Origin of the sequence: Pararhizobium sp. DWP1-1-3 (assembly GCF_049896125.1) — a bacterium.
Taxonomy (GTDB): Bacteria; Pseudomonadota; Alphaproteobacteria; order Rhizobiales; family Rhizobiaceae; genus Pararhizobium.
In genome coordinates this window covers 389889-403658 of the sequence record NZ_JAFCTR010000001.1, presented here as the reverse complement: position 1 = coordinate 403658, position 13770 = coordinate 389889, and the positions used below count along the sequence as shown (strand labels likewise).

The following is a 13770-nucleotide window of genomic DNA, read 5'->3' as shown; positions in this document are numbered from 1 at the left end:
GCGACGTCATGTCAGCAAGGGGTAGGCACCCCTTCACGCGCTTGAAACATGGCAAATACAAATTAAACTTTTGCTAAAATGATTACCGAATTCTTGTACGGACATCCCCCAGAGGCCTTCCGCCGCACCACAGCCGGTGCGAAACGGCTTTCAATGTCGAAGCCCGCAGGATATCATTGCGTCATGAACGACGAAGCTGAAAAACAGCCTCAGAGCTTGATCATAACCGCCATTGGCGGTGTGCTCTTGCTCCTGTGTCTTGCCGCCTTCCTCGGATGGATCGTCCAGGGTCCGGAAATGCTGCTGACGATGGCTGAAAACGGCATGTCCTGGTGCTTCTGACGGCACCTGCCGCATTTTGACGCTGGCTGCGTGAATGTTTTGCAACGTCCGGGCCAAACCGCTATCTCAGCAGCAAATATTTGGCAGGTTTTGAGCGGACATCAGCATGAAAACACTTCGCATCGTTCTTTGGGCGGCCGTTGCCGTCGTCGCGGCCACACTCGGCTGTATCAGCTACCAGATGACCACGGGCAAGGAAGAGATCGCCGCCGGTCCGTTCGGCGTCCCCTTCGAACTGGTTTCGCAGACCGGCCAGCCTATCACGCAGGCGGCTTTCATCGGCAAACCATCGGCCTTGTTCTTCGGCTTCACCCATTGCCCGGAAGTCTGCCCGACCACCCTGTTCGAACTGAACGGCTGGCTGGAAAAGGTTGATCCCGACGGCACCAAGCTGCAGGCCTATTTCATCAGCGTCGATCCCGAGCGCGACACGCCGGAAGTTCTCGGGCAATACGTCTCCAACGTCTCCAAGCGCATTACCGGCATTTCCGGCCCGCCGGACAAGGTCATGGAAATGGTCAAGGGCTTTAGGGTCTATGCCAAGAAAGTGCCGCTGGACGAAAAGAATCCTGGCGGCGACTACACGATGGATCATACTGCATCGGTGTTCCTTCTCGACTCCAAGGGCAAGTTCACCGGCACGATCGCTTACGAGGAAAATCCGGAGACGGCCGTCAAGAAACTGGAAAACCTGACCAGGAAATAAACGATCATCGCGAGGGACTGATGGGTGAAGGCAGCGGAAAGTCCATTCTGATCGCCGGAGCCGGGCCAACCGGACTGGCTCTCGCGCTTGAACTGGCACGGCGGGGTTTTAAATCCCGCCTCGTGGCAAAGGCAGCCGGACCGACACCCATCCACGAAAGCCGCGCACTCGGCGTCAACGCCAGAACCCTGACGCTGCTGGAAGCCTCCGGCGTCAGCGCTCTGATCCTCGCCAAAGCCAGGCGCCTGACAAAGTTCAAGATATCGGCCGCCGGAAAACCGTTGCTCGCGATCGAGACCGAGACTTTCCGCAGCCACTATTGCCCGATCCAGATCCTGGCACAGGGCGAAACGGAACGGTTGCTGCTGCAAAGACTGTCGGCGTTCGGCATCATTCCGGAATGGTCCACCGAACTCACCGCATTATCCGGCGATGTCAAAAAGCCGCTGGTCACCCTCCAACACAACGATGGCCGCACTGAAACAGTGGAGCCGGACATGCTGGTCGGCGCCGACGGAGCCCATTCCGCCGTGCGCAAGGCCTTTGGGTTTGCCTTTCCGGGAAATGCCATCGAGAGCCGTTTTTTCCTCGCCGACTACCGCTACGCACAGCCGGTTGATACCGGTTTCATCGAGATGAATTTCCTCAATCCCGGCGTCCTGGGCCGGCTTCCGGTGAACGAGGATACACTGCGTTTTCTGTCGACCACGGAAGATTTCGAAACCCGCATCGATCATCCGGCCATGGTGCTTGAGCGGACGTGGAGCTCGGAATTCCAGATCAGCTTCCGCCATGTCGAGACCATGAGCCGCGGCAATGTGTTTCTGGCCGGCGACGCCGCCCATGTGCATTCACCGGCAGGCGCACGCGGCATGAATCTCGGTATCGAGGATGCCTGCTGGCTGGCCTTTCTGATATCGGAAGGCCGCGAGCAGGACTATTCGGACCTCAGGATGCCGGCGGTCACAACCGTGCTCAGGGATACCCGGCGAAACACGGCTTTCATCACTCTGAAAAATCCGGTGCTGACAAATCTCCGGTCGCTTCTACTGCCACTGGTCAATCATATCCCGAGCGTCTCGACGGCCTTTCTGCGCAATGCTGCAGGTCAGGACACCCTACCGCCGCGCTGGATTCCCGGCGCGCAATAGGCACTGCGCTTTACCTCGCATCTCCCGGCATGCTAGAGCGCCGCATGCCGTCCCGACGGCAAGCACTTGCCGACAAGGACAAAGACATTGAGCGACCTGCGCCTGTTCATCACCACGACCGAAAAGCTCTCCGAAGTCCTTCTGGACCTGATGACCGATGCTTTCGAGGACGAAGGCTATGCCATCGCCACGATGGAAATGGACGAGAAGAAGGACATCTGGGAAGCGTCGCTCTATCTCGACTTCGACGAAGAAGAAGAGATGCGGGTGCGGTTCGCGAAGGTTGTCGCCGCCCGGTTTCCGGATGCGACGATCGAGCGGGAAGTCATTCCGGATGTCGACTGGATTGCCAAATCGCTGGAGGGCCTGTCGCCGGTGCGCGCCGGCCGTTTCCTGGTGCACGGCTCGCATGACCGCGACAAGGTCAAGCTGAACGATATCGCCATCGAAATCGACGCCGGCCAGGCATTCGGCACCGGTCATCACGGCACGACGGCGGGCTGCCTCGAAGTCATCGAAACCGTCATGCGCGCCCGCAAGGTTCGCAATGCGCTCGATCTCGGCACCGGCAGCGGCGTGCTGGCTATTGCGGCGCGCAAGATCAAGCCGGTTCCGGTTCTGGCAACCGATATCGACCCGATCGCCACGCGCGTTGCCGCCGAGAATGTCAAACGCAACGGCATCGCCACCGGCATCACCACGGTGACCGCGCCCGGCTTTCACTCCCCGGCTTTTGCCGCGCATGGCCCGTTCGACCTGATCATCGCCAATATCCTGGCGCGTCCGCTGATCAAGATGGCACCGCAGCTCGCCAGCCATCTGGCCCCAGGCGGTTCGGTCATTCTGTCGGGCATTCTTGCGTCACAGCGCTGGAAGGTGCTCTCGGCCTATAATGGCCAGCACCTGCGCCATGTCCGTACCATCTGGCGCAACGGCTGGGTGACGATCCATCTCGACCGGCCATAGGCCGGCGGCAATTGCAAAGACTGGAAAAGGAAAACCCGCCTGTCCGTTATGGACAAGCGGGTTTTTCAATACAAAGGCGATGCCGAAGCATCGCCCGCTGACCGGCAAGCCGGTCATGTCCGCGAGCTTGAGGAGGAGGAGCGCTCAAGCGGACTCTTCACAGTCTGAAATCGGCCACCCGGGAGGGAGGAGGAGAAGGATGACCAACCATGTTCAGACCGTGCAGCTCTTGCCTTCCGGCATTCGCGTAAACAACAGATTTGCGTCCGTGTTCGTTGACCGGGTTTATAGACTATTCTGAAAACCGGTCCAGATGCATTGCAGCATGGGTGCCATGCGCATGATGCATACGTTCGACAACCCGAAAAGATCGTTCAACAAACCGTAGGCCATAAAGACGGGCTTTCGCAGCGCCGGTTGTTTCCGCTAGACTGCCCGCACCCTTTGAGGAATCGATCTGCCTCGCACCGCGCGATCCCAGTCCGGTTCTTCCCATCGCAGGAAAAACCCATGTTCCAGTCTTTTGCAGTCACCTCCACTCCGCAATTCGGCAAGGAGCGCGTCAATGCGCTGCGTGTCGCACTCGCCGCCCTGAACGTCGACGGTTTCCTCGTTCCGCGCGCCGACGAGTTCCAGGGCGAGTATGTGCCGGCATCTGCCGAGCGCATGTCCTGGCTCACTGGCTTTACCGGCTCCGCCGGCGTTGTTCTCGTCACGCAGAGTCAAGCGGTTGTCTTTGTCGATGGACGCTACGTCACCCAGCTCAAGGAACAGGTCGATGGCACGGTTTTCACCGGCGGCGATCTCGTCGGCGAGCCGCCGCATCTGTGGCTGGAGCACTATGGTAAAAAAGGCTTCCGCCTCGGCATCGATCCTTGGCTGCACACGGGCGCCGAGGTCCGCAAGCTGGAAAAGGCGCTGGAAGGGCTTGGCGGCGCGCTGGTCTTCCTCGACCACAATCCGCTCGACCGCCAATGGAAGGACCGGCCGGCGGCACCGCTCGGCCGCGTCAAGATCCAGCCGCTGGATCATTCCGGCATTCTTGCCAAGGATAAACTCGCGACGATGGCGGCAGAGATCGGCAAGGCCGGTGCCGACGCCGTCGTTCTGACCGACCCGTCGTCGATCGCCTGGACTTTCAACATCCGCGGCAGCGACGTGCCGCACACGCCCCACCCCCTCGCCCGCGCCATTGTCCATGCCGACGGCACAGCCGAACTGTTCCTCGACAAGCGCAAGGCCGGGATCGAGGAGGAAGCCTACCTCACTCAGCTCTCCAACCTCGAGGCACCGTCCGCCTTCGACGACAAGATCGCAGCCTTGGCCGCGACGGGCAAAAAGATCATGATCGATCCCGACCACGCACCTTTTGCGCTGGCCGAACGCATCCGCGTCAGCGGCGGCACGATCATCGAGGCGATCGATCCCGCCCGCCTGCCACGCGCCTGCAAGAATGCCGCCGAACTTGAAGGCTCCGCCCGCGCCCATCTGCAGGATGGCGCCGCCATGGTCGAATTCCTCGCCTGGCTCGACCAGACACAGCCAGGCACGATCTCCGAGATTGCCGCCGTCGAAAAGCTGGAGGCCTGCCGTACCGCTGTTGGCCAGCGGATGCAGAACCCGCTGAAGGACATTTCCTTCGACACCATCTCCGGTGCGGGCGAACATGCCGCGATCATGCACTACCGGGTCACCACCGAAAGCGACCTGACCATCGCCGATGGCACCATGTTCCTGATCGATTCCGGCGGCCAGTACATCAATGGCACCACCGACATTACCCGCACGGTTGCGATCGGCACCGTGCCGGAAGAACAGCGCCGCTTCTTCACGCTGGTGCTGAAGGGCATGATCGCCATCAGCGTTGCCCGCTTCCCGAAAGGCTCGCGCGGCATCGATCTCGATCCGCTGGCGCGCATTGCGCTGTGGAAAGCCGGTGCTGATTTCGCCCATGGCACCGGGCATGGCGTCGGCTCCTATCTATCGGTGCACGAAGGCCCGCAGCGCATTTCCCGCGCCTCGATGCAGGAACTGCTGCCCGGCATGATTCTCTCCAATGAGCCCGGCTACTACCGCCCCGGCGCATTCGGCATCCGCATTGAGAATCTCGTGCATGTGTTCGCGGCCAGTGAAATCGATGGCGGCGACTTGCCGATGCTGGGCTTCGAGACGCTGACCTTTTGCCCGATCGACCGCCGCCTGGTGGTCACAGCCCTTCTGACGGACGAAGAACTGTCCTGGCTGAACGCTTACCATCAGGACACGCAGGAAAAGCTTTTGCCGCTGATCTCGGATGAGGCGGTGCAAAACTGGCTGAAGGCAGCGACAGCGCCGCTGAGCCGCTAAAACATCAGGCCCGCTTTGCAAGGAGCGGGCTTTTTCTTAGACGAGCAGATGCCGGATCGCCATCACGACGAGCCAGCCGGCCAGCAGCATCCAGAGCGACGAAAAGCGCAGGCCGACAACCAGGGCAACAAGCATGGCCACGGCCACGTCCCAGCCACCGGAAAGGAAAGCCGGCGCAACCAGCGTCGACAGCACGGCTGCAGGCACGGCATTCAACGCCGCCTCCATGCGCGGCGGGATGCGTTTCATCTGCGTGATCATCACATAGCCGCCGATGCGGGTGAGGAATGTCGCAACGGCGGCGGCAAGGATCACATAGATCAGTTGCATGTGTTCTGCGTTATTCATGATCAGACCTCATGCTCCAGCGTCACCGGTTCTTCATGCCGTTTCGACAGTGGCATGCAGCCGGCAAGCAGGATGCCGGCGATGGCGCCGATGCTGACATGCCAGGGCGAGCCGACGAAATGGATCGCCGCAATCGAGGCCACCGAACTGACCGCCACAACCGGCAGCCAGTTGTCGCGCTTGCGGAAGCCGAGAACCAGCCCCATGAAATAGATCGGCAGGAGGACATCGAGACCGATGGCCTTCGGGTCGCCGATCATCTGCCCGAAAATCGCTCCAAGCAGCGTCATCAGCTGCCATGGCAGATAGATGACCAGTCCGAAGCCGAGATACCACGCAAACGTCACCGGCTCGCCGCGCTCTGCCCGCTTTTCGGTCTCGGCATATTGCGGATCGACCAACAGGAAGAAGGCAAAGAATTTTTGCAGGCCGGAGAAATGGCGGATATGCCGGGCAATCGACGCCGAATACAGAATATGACGGAAATTGACGGCGAAAATCGACAGGATGATCAGCCAGGGCTGGACGTTGTGCCCAAAGAGCTCAAGACCAACCATCTGGCTGGCACCGGCATAGACCGTGGCACTCATGAACACCGCGTCGAAAACGGAAAACCCGTTATCGACCGCGAGCGCACCGAACAGCGCTCCGAAGGGCGCGGCGGACACCATGACGGGAAAACCGCCACGCACGCCCTGCCAGAAATCGTCTTTTGTCATTGAAGGAAACTTTCCGGAGCGACGGCGGCCATAGGCAAGGTCACACGTGCCGAGATGCGTTCGTGATGAAACGCACAGATAGGCCCGGCGGGCCTATCGAACAATTCAATAAGATTGATGCAGTGATCCAAAATTATGATCAGAAGGAAGCGGACAACGTCCGGCCGATCCAGCGGGATCAGCGCTTGACCTGAAATGTGTGCTCGATACCCGGAAACGTCCGAGCCTTGACTTCGCTGGCATAGGCTTCGAACGCCGCCGACATCTGCGGTGCGAGCTCGACGAAATGCTTGACGAAACGCGGCTTGAAATCGCTGAAAATGCCGAGCATGTCGTCGGTGACGAGGATCTGGCCATCGCAGGCCGGCGATGCGCCGATGCCGATGGTCGGAGCCCGCAACGTTTCGGTGATCTCGCGTGCCAAAGGCTCGATCGTGCCTTCAACGACGATGGCAAACGCCCCGGCATCGTCGATGGCCTTGGCGTCGCGCCGGATCTTGGCAGCTTCCTTGTCGTTGCGGCCAAGCGAGCGGTAACCACCCATCGTATTGACCAGTTGTGGCATCAGCCCGACATGGCCGAGTACCGGAATGCCGCGCTGGGTGAGGAAATCGACGGTTTCCGCCATTTCCGCGCCGCCTTCGAGCTTGACGGCGCTGCAGCCGGTTTCCTTGAGGATGCGGGCAGCACTGTTGAAAGCCTGTTCCTTCGATTCCTGATAGGAACCGAACGGCAGATCGACGACGACGCAGGCCTTTTCAGAACCGCGCATGACGGCCTGGCCGTGGGCGATCATCATGTCGAGCGTCACGCCGACGGTCGAATCAAGACCGTAGAGCACCATGCCGAGAGAATCGCCAACCAGCATGAAATCCACATGCGGATCGAGCAGGCGGGCGATCGGCGTCGTATAGGCCGTCAGGCTGACGATCGGCCGTTCGCCCTTCAATGCCTCGATGCTGCCGGGGCTCAGGCGCCGCTTTACTGCCTGTACACTCATGCTCATGCCACCTTTGCAAATTTTGCGGTTTTTGGGCTGAAAACCCGGTTATCGAGCAGCTTCGTGCTCCCGAAGCGGATAAAAAGCAACAGAAGAACCGGTTTTTCGCCGATTTCCGTCAATTCTTGCAAAGTTTCCGGATCGCGCAACGCGACCACTTCCGGACTTGCCAAGGGCTCGGATGCAATGAAATCCGTTACCGCTTTTTCGAGAACGGCTACATCGACCACACCACCAGCGATCAGCCGTTCGGCTTCATCCAGCGCTTTCGGCACAATTGCCGCAGCCGCGCGCTGCTCGGGGGTCAGGTAGACGTTGCGCGACGAACAGGCGAGACCATCGGCTTCGCGCACCGTTGCCACACCGACCACGTCGACCGGTTGCGCCATATCTTCGACCATGCGGCGGATGATCTGCAGCTGCTGGAAATCCTTTTCGCCGAAATAGGCGCGGTCCGGCTGGACGATGTTGAACAGCTTGGTGACGACGGTGGCGACACCGGCAAAATGACCGGGACGCACCGAACCTTCCAGCTCGCTGCCCAGCGTCGGCACATCGACCACGGTTTCCATCGGTCGCGGATACATATCTGAAACGCCGGGTGCAAACAGGAAATCGGCATCTGCTTCGACCAGCATCGCCTGATCGCGGGCAAGATCGCGCGGATATTTGGTCAGGTCCTCGTTGGCACCGAATTGTAGTGGATTGACGAACAGGCTGACGACGACGATATCGTTTGCGGCTCGTGCGCGGGCGACCAGTTCCATGTGGCCGACGTGCAGATAGCCCATGGTCGGAACGAGACCGATGGTTTTTCCGGCGCGGCGATGGCCGCTCAGGCGCGCGCGCAAATCGGTTATGGTGGTGATTGTTTCCATCTCGGGACCCTCCAATCCGCAAGCATGCCGCCTTATTCACGGCGGCTGGCCTTGCCAGTTTTCGCTGCGAGCATCCGCACGAAACCCGGCGCGGTTTTCCTAACGTGTGCAGTGCAAAAAGACAATTCAAGAATTGAAGGCAAGAATCGTCACCTTGGGAAGCAGGCTCCGGGATACCCCGGAACCCGATCCCGTTATTTGCTGCGCGTTTCGACCGTCTGTTCGATGGCACCGAAGATGGAATGGCCCGTACGGTCGTTCATCTCGATACGAACCACGTCGCCGGCGGTCAGAGCGGAGGTGACGAAGCATGAACCGGTTGCGACAATGCTGCCTGCGGTCAGAGAACGCTTTGCGGCCGCAGCAGCCACGGCGGCGGCATTGCCCTTCGCGCTGCCCTTGCCGCCATCGGCCGGCGCGCCGTTGCGGCGAACGAGCAGGGAAAGATCCACCCCACCGTCCAATTCGTCCGGCGTGACCGCGACCGGCGAAAACGACGAGGCGGCGCCGGCACCATCGGCTGAAACATCATTGGCCAGCAGAACGAGGAGGATGGCCTGCTTGGCCTCATCAGCGCCCGCCTGCACGTCCACGTCATCGACGATGACGGCGAGCTGAGCTGTCGCTGAGATGTTTGCAGCCCCCTCCTTTACCGAGATCGGATCGCGCGGACCGGTAAAACCGCCGGAGCCGCCGGCCCAGAAAAATGCGCGCGGTAACGGCGAAGCGGCATCATGCTCGTGAAACCGCATGGTCGGCTGCGCACCGGTCTCAAGGCCGATGGCAACGCGTGCCAGCCGGGGACCGGCATGGGCCCAGTCGTCGAGTGCGGCCTGAAGGGTGCGGGCAATATGGCCGACTTCCGAGCAGCGGGTCAGATCCTTGGAGACGACGACGAGTTTGCCGTCGCGGGTACTGTCTTTCAAAGTGGCCAGTTTCATCGCTTGCGTGTTCCTCGGGTTCTGGTTGACACCGGCAGTTCTTTGACCGCCTGCCCCATAGGACACTATTTGACGGCAGGTGTCGCGCCGAATTTGTAGAGGAACCTCGTCAGTTTGGATGCGCCAAAACGGGTCAATTGCCGTCCACCATGCCGGCAGCAGACTGAATACTTGCCACGTGACCGCATGCGGGAATATCCGTCAGACGGCGTTTTTCGAAAGCACGGCACCATAATCATATCATAATACACGCAAAAGTGATATTTGATAAAAGGCACACTATTTCTTCAGTGGTTGATAACGGGTTCTGACTAGTTTGAGACAGTACCGCCCCGCAATCGTCGATAGCCGGCGGGGATAATGCCACTGCCACTGAGCCAAATCGGGATTTCGAATGGGCACTGAAACGGCTGACGAGGACACGGACGGCACGCTGGAGCGCGACCGGCTGGAGGCTCTGTCGAACTTGTGGATCGCCGGAACGGCACCCGAACCGCGGTTCGACACGATCGCAAACCTCGCGGCCCAGCTTTTCGATGCGCCGATGGCCTTCATCACGCTGGTTGAAAAAGATATGCAGCGTTTCAAGGCGATGCATGGGATCAATGTCCCCGACATTGCCCGTTGCATATCCGTCTGTACCCATACGATCGAGAGCGGCCAGGTCCTCGTTATCGATGATATGCTGGAAGATCCCCGCTTTGCCAATAATCCCATGGTTACGGGAGCGCCCTTCCTTCGTTTCTATGCGGGTACCCCTCTGACAACCGATAAGGGCTTCCGCCTCGGTGCATTGTGCATTGCAGATACCGTGCCGCGCCGCGATTTCGGGGAACGGCAACGGACGACGCTCGACCTTCTCGGCACGCTGGTCATGGAACAGATACGGTTGCGCCGGACGGAGATCATCCGCTCGACGGTGATGAATTTTTCCGCCGCGACGGAACTGGCCTTCTTCGCGATCGATACGGCCGGGCGGATAGAGTTCGTCAATCGTGCGGCGCTGAACCTCTTCGGCTATCGTCAGGACGAGATGGTCGGCCAGCTAATCGACATCATCATTCCCGACCGGTTTCGCGGTGCGCATCATGCCGGCCTGGCGCGGGTCCTGGCCGGGGGCACGACAAAACTGATCGGCAAGACGGTCGAAGTGGTCGCCCGCAAACGCGACCAGACCGAGGTGCCGATCGAAATTTCGCTGTCGCTGTGGAACGACGAGCGCGGCGTGGGCATGGGGGCGGTCATCCGCGACATCACCGACCGGCGCGAGCGAGACGCCAGGCTGCTCAGAATGGCCAATCAGGATACGCTGACGGGCCTCAGCAACCGGCACAGCTTTGAAAACCTGCTGCAGGAGGTGCTGTCTGAAAACCGGGCCGCGACCGTTGCCCTGCTCGATCTCGACGGCTTCAAGGATGTCAACGACAGCCTCGGCCATGCCGTCGGGGACGCACTACTGCAGGCTGTCGCCGTCCGGCTGCCATCGGTTCTTGCGGCCGATGTCACCGTGGCGCGCTTCGGCGGTGACGAATTCGCGATCCTGTTGCCCGGTGACAGGCCCGCCGATGAAGCGATGGTCACGATCGATGCGGTTCTGACGGCCTTCGAAGCACCGTTCGATGTTGGCGGCAACGTTTTCCAGCTCGCGGCCACCATTGGCATCGCGCTCGCGCCACACCATGGCACCGATGCCGAAGAGCTGCTGGCCAGCGCCGATTTCGCGCTTTACCGGGCAAAGCAGGCCGGTGGCGGCACCATGTTGATGTTTGAGCCCGAGATGCGCAGCGATTCGCTTGCCCGCAGGGCTACACAGGACGAGCTCCTGCGCGCGCTGAAGAACAGCGAACTAGTCTTGTACTATCAGCCGCAGGTCTGCCTGGAAGACGGGCATATCCTGGGTGTAGAAGCGCTGATCCGCTGGCAGCATCCCCGGCATGGCCTGCTCTACCCCGCCTGCTTCCTGCCGGCGGTGGAATCAAGCTCGCTTGCCTTGCCGGTCGGCTGGTGGGTTCTGCGCGAAGCCTGCCGCCAGGCGGCGGCATGGCGGGCAAGCGGCTTGCCGCCGATCAAGGTCAGCGTCAATCTCTTCGCAGCCCAGTATCGCGCCGCCACCCTCGTCCAGCATGTCACAAACGCGCTCGCCGAGCACAATCTCCCCCCGTGCGCCCTTGGCCTGGAGGTCACGGAAACGATCGCACTCCTCAACGACGACAACGCTCTTGCAGCCGTGCACCACCTGCGCGATCTCGGCGTGGGCATCGCGTTCGACGATTTTGGTACCGGCTTTGCGTCCCTGAGTTCGCTGCAACGGTTTCCGCTGACGACACTGAAGATCGACCGGTCATTCATCAGCGAGATGACGGAAAACCCGCATGATGCGGCCATCACCAGGGCGATGTTGATGATGAGCAACGAACTCGGGCTGGAAACGATCGCCGAAGGCATCGAGACCGAGGAACAGGAGATCAGCTTGCGGCTGCTTGGGTGCAAGGCCGGTCAAGGTTATCGCTACGGCAAGGCGCTTCCACCGGATCAGACCGCCATGCTCCTTGCTCAAGGCTTCGCCGGTCAAATCACCGGCAGGATGCACTGAAGCGCGGCGCGATCTTCTGGATTCTAGCCGCGCTTCAGATGTTAAAGCAGTCCTGCAGCAAAATAGAACAGCGCGGAGATCAGCGCAGCCGCCGGCAGTGTGACTACCCAGGCAATCAGGATATTGCCCGCCAGCCCCCAGCGCACCGCCGAGACACGCCGGGCCGCGCCAACGCCGATAATGGCGCCGGTAATGGTATGCGTGGTCGAGACGGGAATGCCCAGCCATGTCGCGGCAAACAGCGTGATGGCGCCGCCGGTTTCCGCACAAAAACCCTGCATCGGATTGAGCTTGGTGATCTTCGAGCCCATCGTGTGGACAATACGCCAGCCGCCGAACAAGGTGCCGAGCGCCATGGCCGACTGGCAGGTGATGACCACCCAGAACGGCACGTAGAACGTGTCGCCGAGATAGCCCTGGCTGAACAAGAGCACGGCGATAATGCCCATGGTCTTCTGCGCGTCGTTGCCGCCATGACCAAGCGAGTAGAGCGAGGCCGAAATGAACTGCAGGCCGCGAAAGCTGCGATCGACGGCAAACGGCGTCCGGCGCAGGCAGACCCAGGACACGATGAGAACAAGCAGCAGCGCCAGCATGAAACCGATCATCGGCGACATGAAGATGGCAGCCACGGTTTTCAGAAGGCCGGAGAGAACGATTGCATCGCCGCCGGTTTTGGCAAGGCCAGCACCAACCAATCCGCCGACCAGCGCGTGCGACGAGCTAGATGGAATGCCGAAAATCCAGGTGACGATGTTCCAGATGATCGCCCCCATCAGGGCGGCGAAGATCACCTGCGGCGTAACGATGGACGGGTCGATGATGCCGGTTCCCAGCGTCTCGGCGACGTGCAGGCCGAAGAACAGGAAAGCGATGAAATTGAAGAATGCCGCCCACATGACGGCATATTGCGGCCGCAGAACCCGCGTCGAGACGATCGTGGCGATCGAATTGGCGGCGTCGTGCAGGCCGTTGAGAAAATCGAAGAACAGCGCGACGCCGATCAGGGCGATGAGCAGCGGCAAAGCGAGTGTCGCGTCCATCAGACGTTCTCGATCAGGATGCCGCTGATTTCATTGACGACGTCCTCGAAGCGGTCGACGACCTTTTCGAGTTCGCCGTAGATCTCGCTGCCGATGATGTAAGCCATCGAATTGGAGGCGCCGTGACGGCGGAACAGGTCCTTGAGACCTTCGTCGTGCAGCTGGTCGGAACGTTCCTCGAGCCGGTTGACCTCTTCGGCAATGGCGGTCAGGCGCGGCACGTTGGCGCCGATCCGATCAAGCAGCGGGATCGCTTCCGCGACCAGCTTGGCGGAATCGGCGATCAGAACGCCCATTTCGCGCATGCCCGGGTCAAAGCTCGTCTGCTCGAACAGGCGGATGGTCTTGACCGTCTTGTGCATCATGTCGATGGCATCATCCATCGATTGGATCAGGTCCTTGATGTCACCGCGATCGAACGGCGTGATGAAGCTGAGGCGGACCGCAAGCATGACATCGCGGGTGATTGCGTCCGCCTGATCTTCAAGGGCCACGATCCTGTCGCAATGGGCATCAAGGTCACCCTCGCCGGCCAGCAATGCTTTCAAAGCATCGGCCGCGCTGACGACGGTGCGCGAGTGCGCTTCGAAAAGCTCGAAGAACTTGTCTTCGCGCGGCAAGAGCTTGCGAAACCAACCCAGCATTGTTCATCCCACCTATCTTCGCGTTGTCACGAAACTGTCACAAATCTGGCAGCCGTCATAGAGAAGACAGGGGAACGGGGAAAGCTCTTAAGG

General features: G+C 60.4%; 13 protein-coding genes. 6 read left to right on the top strand and 7 right to left on the bottom strand.

What is annotated here, in order from left to right:
- Positions 1–183 precede the first annotated feature (183 nt).
- The 5 genes from ACP7BS_RS01850 (at position 184) to ACP7BS_RS01830 (ending at position 5511) form a co-directional block, all read left to right on the top strand.
- Positions 184–342: a hypothetical protein gene (locus ACP7BS_RS01850; RefSeq protein ID WP_426227703.1), complete on the top strand. Its 159-nt coding sequence runs from the start codon at positions 184–186 to the stop codon at positions 340–342.
- Positions 343–448: 106 nt separating this feature from the next.
- On the top strand, positions 449–1048 hold the full coding sequence (locus ACP7BS_RS01845; RefSeq protein ID WP_426235648.1) for an SCO family protein: 600 nt from the start codon (positions 449–451) through the stop codon (positions 1046–1048).
- Positions 1049–1068: 20 nt separating this feature from the next.
- The gene (locus ACP7BS_RS01840; RefSeq protein WP_426235646.1) at positions 1069–2199 is read left to right on the top strand and encodes an FAD-dependent oxidoreductase; all 1131 of its coding nucleotides are present in this window, start codon (positions 1069–1071) and stop codon (positions 2197–2199) included.
- An 87-nt stretch (positions 2200–2286) separates the two neighbouring features.
- The gene (locus tag ACP7BS_RS01835; RefSeq protein WP_426235644.1) at positions 2287–3165 is read left to right on the top strand and encodes a 50S ribosomal protein L11 methyltransferase; all 879 of its coding nucleotides are present in this window, start codon (positions 2287–2289) and stop codon (positions 3163–3165) included.
- Positions 3166–3675: 510 nt separating this feature from the next.
- Entirely contained in the window at positions 3676–5511 is a 1836-nt protein-coding gene (locus ACP7BS_RS01830) for an aminopeptidase P family protein (RefSeq protein WP_426235642.1), read from the top strand.
- Positions 5512–5547: 36 nt separating this feature from the next.
- On the opposite strand, the gene ACP7BS_RS01825 is transcribed toward ACP7BS_RS01830, so the two are convergent.
- From ACP7BS_RS01825 to ACP7BS_RS01805, 5 genes are all read right to left on the bottom strand, one after another.
- Complete coding sequence (locus ACP7BS_RS01825; protein ID WP_426235640.1) at positions 5548–5859, bottom strand: AzlD family protein; 312 nt, start codon at positions 5857–5859, stop codon at positions 5548–5550.
- A gap of 2 nt (positions 5860–5861) precedes the next feature.
- A complete protein-coding gene (locus tag ACP7BS_RS01820; RefSeq protein ID WP_426235638.1) occupies positions 5862–6578 on the bottom strand; it encodes an AzlC family ABC transporter permease in 717 nt (238 codons plus the stop codon).
- 178 nt (positions 6579–6756) lie between these two features.
- On the bottom strand, positions 6757–7578 hold the full coding sequence (gene panB, locus ACP7BS_RS01815) for a 3-methyl-2-oxobutanoate hydroxymethyltransferase (protein WP_426227689.1): 822 nt from the start codon (positions 7576–7578) through the stop codon (positions 6757–6759).
- A gap of 2 nt (positions 7579–7580) precedes the next feature.
- Positions 7581–8456 carry a pantoate--beta-alanine ligase gene (gene panC, locus ACP7BS_RS01810; protein ID WP_426235636.1) on the bottom strand — a complete coding sequence of 292 codons (876 nt, stop codon included), beginning with the start codon at positions 8454–8456 and terminating at the stop codon, positions 7581–7583.
- Positions 8457–8650: 194 nt separating this feature from the next.
- The gene (locus ACP7BS_RS01805) at positions 8651–9397 is read right to left on the bottom strand and encodes a fumarylacetoacetate hydrolase family protein (protein WP_426235634.1); all 747 of its coding nucleotides are present in this window, start codon (positions 9395–9397) and stop codon (positions 8651–8653) included.
- 394 nt (positions 9398–9791) lie between these two features.
- On the opposite strand from ACP7BS_RS01805, the gene ACP7BS_RS01800 reads away from it, so the two are divergent.
- Positions 9792–11990: a putative bifunctional diguanylate cyclase/phosphodiesterase gene (locus tag ACP7BS_RS01800; protein ID WP_426235632.1), complete on the top strand. Its 2199-nt coding sequence runs from the start codon at positions 9792–9794 to the stop codon at positions 11988–11990.
- A gap of 41 nt (positions 11991–12031) precedes the next feature.
- Here ACP7BS_RS01800 and ACP7BS_RS01795 read toward each other — a convergent pair whose 3' ends face one another.
- On the bottom strand, positions 12032–13033 hold the full coding sequence (locus ACP7BS_RS01795; protein WP_113243312.1) for an inorganic phosphate transporter: 1002 nt from the start codon (positions 13031–13033) through the stop codon (positions 12032–12034).
- Entirely contained in the window at positions 13033–13677 is a 645-nt protein-coding gene (locus ACP7BS_RS01790; RefSeq protein ID WP_426235630.1) for a DUF47 family protein, read from the bottom strand. Before ACP7BS_RS01790 ends, ACP7BS_RS01795 begins: the two co-directional genes overlap by 1 nt.
- Positions 13678–13770 lie beyond the last annotated feature (93 nt).

Coding starts and splice junctions, on each gene's coding strand:
- ACP7BS_RS01805 (WP_426235634.1), bottom strand. CDS start 9,397: ATGAAACTGGCCACTTTGAAAGACAGTACCCGCGACGGCAAACTCGTC.
- ACP7BS_RS01845 (WP_426235648.1), top strand. CDS start 449: ATGAAAACACTTCGCATCGTTCTTTGGGCGGCCGTTGCCGTCGTCGCG.
- ACP7BS_RS01800 (WP_426235632.1), top strand. CDS start 9,792: ATGGGCACTGAAACGGCTGACGAGGACACGGACGGCACGCTGGAGCGC.
- ACP7BS_RS01840 (WP_426235646.1), top strand. CDS start 1,069: ATGGGTGAAGGCAGCGGAAAGTCCATTCTGATCGCCGGAGCCGGGCCA.
- ACP7BS_RS01820 (WP_426235638.1), bottom strand. CDS start 6,578: ATGACAAAAGACGATTTCTGGCAGGGCGTGCGTGGCGGTTTTCCCGTC.
- ACP7BS_RS01830 (WP_426235642.1), top strand. CDS start 3,676: ATGTTCCAGTCTTTTGCAGTCACCTCCACTCCGCAATTCGGCAAGGAG.
- ACP7BS_RS01795 (WP_113243312.1), bottom strand. CDS start 13,033: ATGGACGCGACACTCGCTTTGCCGCTGCTCATCGCCCTGATCGGCGTC.
- panB (WP_426227689.1), bottom strand. CDS start 7,578: ATGAGTGTACAGGCAGTAAAGCGGCGCCTGAGCCCCGGCAGCATCGAG.
- ACP7BS_RS01790 (WP_426235630.1), bottom strand. CDS start 13,677: ATGCTGGGTTGGTTTCGCAAGCTCTTGCCGCGCGAAGACAAGTTCTTC.
- panC (WP_426235636.1), bottom strand. CDS start 8,456: ATGGAAACAATCACCACCATAACCGATTTGCGCGCGCGCCTGAGCGGC.
- ACP7BS_RS01825 (WP_426235640.1), bottom strand. CDS start 5,859: ATGAATAACGCAGAACACATGCAACTGATCTATGTGATCCTTGCCGCC.
- ACP7BS_RS01850 (WP_426227703.1), top strand. CDS start 184: ATGAACGACGAAGCTGAAAAACAGCCTCAGAGCTTGATCATAACCGCC.